4 protein-coding genes are annotated in these 4,221 nt (G+C 69.9%); 2 read left to right on the top strand and 2 right to left on the bottom strand.

The window, feature by feature from the left end; genetic code table 11:
• Positions 1-87: 87 nt before the first annotated feature.
• On the top strand, positions 88-1,725 hold the full coding sequence (locus tag VF536_RS15475) for a peptide chain release factor 3 (RefSeq protein ID WP_331615756.1): 1,638 nt from the start codon (positions 88-90) through the stop codon (positions 1,723-1,725).
• 30 nt (positions 1,726-1,755) lie between these two features.
• On the opposite strand, the gene VF536_RS15470 is transcribed toward VF536_RS15475, so the two are convergent.
• Entirely contained in the window at positions 1,756-2,271 is a 516-nt protein-coding gene (locus tag VF536_RS15470; protein ID WP_331615755.1) for an outer membrane beta-barrel protein, read from the bottom strand.
• 195 nt (positions 2,272-2,466) lie between these two features.
• On the opposite strand from VF536_RS15470, the gene VF536_RS15465 reads away from it, so the two are divergent.
• A complete protein-coding gene (locus VF536_RS15465) occupies positions 2,467-3,276 on the top strand; it encodes a substrate-binding periplasmic protein (protein WP_331615754.1) in 810 nt (269 codons plus the stop codon).
• Here VF536_RS15465 and VF536_RS15460 read toward each other — a convergent pair.
• The coding region (locus tag VF536_RS15460; RefSeq protein ID WP_331615753.1) for an NAD-dependent epimerase/dehydratase family protein at positions 3,227-4,221 on the bottom strand (995 nt) is incomplete at its 5' end. The two genes, VF536_RS15465 and VF536_RS15460, sit on opposite strands and share 50 nt — an antisense overlap.

The following is a 4,221-nucleotide window of genomic DNA, read 5'->3' as shown; positions in this document are numbered from 1 at the left end:
GACCCCGGGGCCGGCTGCCGCCGACGGGCGCGGTCAAAGAAGCGGGGCAGTGCCCGATAATCGTGGGTTCGCCGCCCCAGAGCCGCCATGTCCACCGACCTCTCCCGCATCCCCTCCGAAGTGCGCCGTCGCCGCACCTTCGCCATCATTTCCCACCCTGACGCGGGCAAGACCACGCTGACGGAGAAGCTGCTGCTGTTCTCCGGCGCGATCCAGATCGCGGGGTCGGTGAAGGCGCGCAAGGCCTCACGGCATGCGACGTCCGACTGGATGGAGATCGAGAAGCAGCGCGGCATCTCGGTGGCCTCGTCGGTGATGCAGATGGAGTACCGCGACTGCGTCATCAACCTGCTGGACACCCCGGGCCACCAGGACTTCTCGGAAGACACCTACCGCGTGCTGACCGCGGTCGACGCGGCGCTGATGGTGATCGACGCGGCCAACGGCGTCGAGCCGCAGACCCGCCGGCTGATCCAGGTCTGCCGCGCACGCAACACGCCGATCCTGACCTTCGTCAACAAGATGGACCGCGAGGTCCAGGAACCGCTGGCGCTGATGGACGAGATCGAGCGCGAACTGGGCATGACGGTGGTCCCGTTCACCTGGCCGGTCGGCATGGGCAAGCATTTCCACGGCGTGATGGACCTGCGCCAGCAACGCATGCGGGTGTTCGCCCCCGGCGAGGACCGCGCCGCCGGCACCGAGGAAGTGCTGGACGGGCTGGACAACCCGGCCTACGCCGAACGCTTCGGCATGCAGTACGACAACGCGCAGGGCGAGATCGAACTGGTCAAGGAAGCCGCGCCGGCCTTCGACGAGGACGCCTTCCTCGCAGGCAAGCAGACGCCGATGTTCTTCGGCTCCGCGGTCAACAACTTCGGCGTGCAGGAAGTGCTGGACGCGCTGGTCGAGCTGGCGCCCGCGCCGGCCGAACGCGCCGCGATGCAGCGCGTCGTGCAGCCGGAAGAGCCCAAGTTCACCGGCGTCGTCTTCAAGATCCAGGCCAACATGGACCCGGCGCACCGGGACCGCATCGCCTTCCTTCGCGTGGCCTCCGGCCACTTCGAACGCGGCATGCGCCTGAAGGTCGTGCGCTCCGGCAAGGAGCTGCGGCCCAACACGGTGGTGAGCTTCCTGTCGCAGCGCCGCGAGCTGCTGGACGAGGCCTTCGCCGGCGACATCATCGGCATCCCCAACCACGGCGTGTTGCAGCTCGGCGACACGATCACCGAGGGCGAGGCGCTGCAGTACACCGGCCTGCCCTTCTTCGCGCCGGAAATGTTCCGCTCCGTGGAAGTGGCGGATCCGCTCAAGACCAAGCAGCTGCGCGAGGGCCTGCGCCAGCTCGGCGAGGAAGGCGCGATCCAGGTCTTCCGCCCCGAGGCCGGCAGCGTGCTGCTGCTGGGCGCGGTCGGCCAGCTGCAGTTCGAGGTCGTCGCCCACCGGCTGGAGCATGAGTACGGCGTCAAGGCCCGCGTCATGCCGGCGCGCTACAACGTCGCGCGCTGGGTGACCTGCGACGAGGCGGACGGCGGCGAGAAGGAACTGCGCCGCTTCATCGACCACAACGCGCACCGCGTCGCCTGGGACGCGGTGAACGCGCCGACGGTGCTGCTCGAGTACGCCGGCGAACTCCGCGCGATGCAGGAGAACTGGCCCAAGATCAAGTTCCACGCGCTGCGCGAGCACGCGGGCCTGGTCTTCCAGAAGCAGATGGACGCCTGACGGCGTCCATGCGCTGGGCCAGCCGCCGGATCAGTAGCCGAGCTGCCAGCCGACCAGCCACAGGCCGGTGTTGATGCCGGAGTAGCGCTCGTAGCCGGCGGTGATCGCGACGTGGCGGCTGAATTCCAGGGACGCGCCGACACCGGCGGTCACGCTGGTCTTGTCGCCCGCATGGCCGCCGTCATCCCGTGACATCTTGGTCTGGCCGATGCCGAGCCGGCCGTTCAGGCTGAACATCCGGGTCAAGGGATAGCGGTAGACGGCGGCGACACCGACATGCGTGTCGGGGTAGGCGTAGTCGCGGCGAGGGCCGAATGGCCGGAACGCGAGGCTGCGTGTGTAGATCTCGGCGCCATAGTTCGCGTTGAAGTAATAGCCGAACGAATAACCGACGGACAGCTGGTCGCCATCGCGCTTGTAGGCCTCCTGACTGCCGTCCACACCGCCGACGCCCACGGATCCATAGATCAGCGTGTCATCGGCCGCATGCGCGGTACCGGCCGCCATCACCATCACGGCGGCCAGTCCGCTCCAGAACTTCTTCATCTCTTTTCTCCCTTGTGCTCGATGCGCCCGGGGCCTCCCGGTCGGGGACGGAGAATAACGGCAGGGGTCAGGTCTTTCGGGGGCCCGCCCTCTTTGGAGGGAAAGGGCTTTCCCCAGTCGGAAGGCCGTGACCTTGTTGGCGATAAGCGACGACACCGCTGTCGGTCTGTCATCGCCCCTTCCTACACTGCCGCGATGTCCCACGTGATCGAGCCCCTGCCGGAGCGCCGTCTGTGCTGCCTCCTGCTGGCGGCGGGACTGCTGCCGGGCGCCCTGCCTACCGCCCTGGCCGCCCCGGCGGCGCGCGCCCGGACGGCCTCGGGAGCGGGGGAGCTGATCGCCTTCACCGAGAACCTGCCGCCGCTGAACTATGCCGAGAACGGCGACGCGCGCGGCTTCAGCACCGAACTCCTGAAGGCGATGGCGGCCGACGCCGGCATCGCCCTGCGTGTCCAGGTGCTGCCATGGCAGCGGTCGGTGCAGGAGGCGGCGCGGCGCGCGGACAGCGTGCTGTTCTCGCTAACGCGCACGCCCGAACGCGAGACGCAGTACCGCTGGGTCGGACCGATCAGTCCGCGTCGCATCCTCGTCTACCGGCTGAGCCACCGCACCGATGTGCACCCCACCAGCCTCCGGCAGCTCAACGGCTGGCGGCTGGGCGTGTCGCGCGATTCAGCCGCCGCGAAGCAACTGGTCGCCGACGGCCTGCGGCCGGAGACCGAGCTGGAACTCGGCCTCGACGACGCGACCAACCTGCGCAAGCTGCTGGCCGGCCGCATGGACCTGATCGTGCTGCTGGACTGGGCCGCCGCCTGGCACCTGCGCGAGCTGAAGCTGCCCTATGCGACGCTGACCCCGGTGCTGCCGATGGACGTCGACAAGTCCTACTGGTACGGCCTGCCGGTGGACGGTGATCCGGCCGTCGCGCGGCGCCTGCAGGCCGCGCTGGACCGCCTCAGGCGGGATGGGCGCTACGAGCGTTTGCGTCAGCACTACTTCGATTGAGCGTCGCTGTCCCAGCGGCTGGCGCGGCGACTTTCGCCGGGGCGTGCGCGACAGGCAGACACCCGAGCGCTTCCAGCGTGCGCTCGATCGCCACGTCCAGCGGCGTGTGGGGCACGCCGCCCTGGGCGGCCAACTCCGCGGCCAGGCGCGCCCCGTCCATGCGCAGCGGCTCGCGCCACAGGTAACGCATCTCGGCCAGTTCGCGGAACAGCGGCACCACCGGCTGCGCCAGGCGCACCGCCCACCAGGGGAAACGGGTCATGCGCGGCTGCGTGCCGGTGCGGCGCTGCACGACGCGGCGGATCGCCTCCGCCATCTGGCGTCCGTCGGCATCCCAGTGGCCCGCGAAGTGGAAGCGCGCGAACGCCGGCAGCGTGTCGCGGCGTTCGATCAGCGCGGCCATCGCGGTCGCGACGTCCGGCAGATACGCCCACTGGTGACCGACGCCGTCGGTGCCGGCCTGCTGGATCCGCGTCACCGGTTGTCCCGGCGTCACCAGCCCCTGCGAGAACCAGCTGTTCGCCGCGCCGGGGCCGAAGAAGTCGCCGGCACGCAGCACGATCGCCCGGAAGTCGCCGCGTTCGGCGCCTGCCTGCAGGCGGCGCTCCATCTCGACACGGATCGCGCCTTTGCGCGTCAGCGGGCGTTGTGGGGCATCCTCCTCCGGATGGGGCATCGCGTCGGGTCCGAAGTTGTAGACGGTGCCGGGCAGCACGACGGTCGCGCCCCGGGCCGACGCGGCGGCGATGGTGTTGTCGAGCATCGGCAGCACCAGCTCGCTCCAGCGCCGGTAGCCGGGCGGGTTCACGGCGTGCACGATCACATCCACACCGTCCGCGGCGCGCGCCACGTCGGCCGCCAGCATGGCGTCGCCCTGCACCCATTCGACGCCTTCCGCGCCGTGGCCCGGCCGGCGTGCCAGTGCACGCACATGCCAACCGTGGC

Origin of the sequence: Roseateles sp. (assembly GCF_036486225.1) — a bacterium.
Classification (GTDB): domain Bacteria; phylum Pseudomonadota; class Gammaproteobacteria; order Burkholderiales; family Burkholderiaceae_C; genus Roseateles.
Note: the sequence above shows the minus strand (reverse complement) of the source record. Positions and strands in the feature narration are given on the sequence as shown.

Excerpts from the sequence above, each read along its gene's own strand:
- VF536_RS15475 (WP_331615756.1), top strand. The coding sequence starts at position 88 with ATGTCCACCGACCTCTCCCGCATCCCCTCCGAAGTGCGCCGTCGCCGC.
- VF536_RS15470 (WP_331615755.1), bottom strand. The coding sequence starts at position 2,271 with ATGAAGAAGTTCTGGAGCGGACTGGCCGCCGTGATGGTGATGGCGGCC.
- VF536_RS15465 (WP_331615754.1), top strand. The coding sequence starts at position 2,467 with ATGTCCCACGTGATCGAGCCCCTGCCGGAGCGCCGTCTGTGCTGCCTC.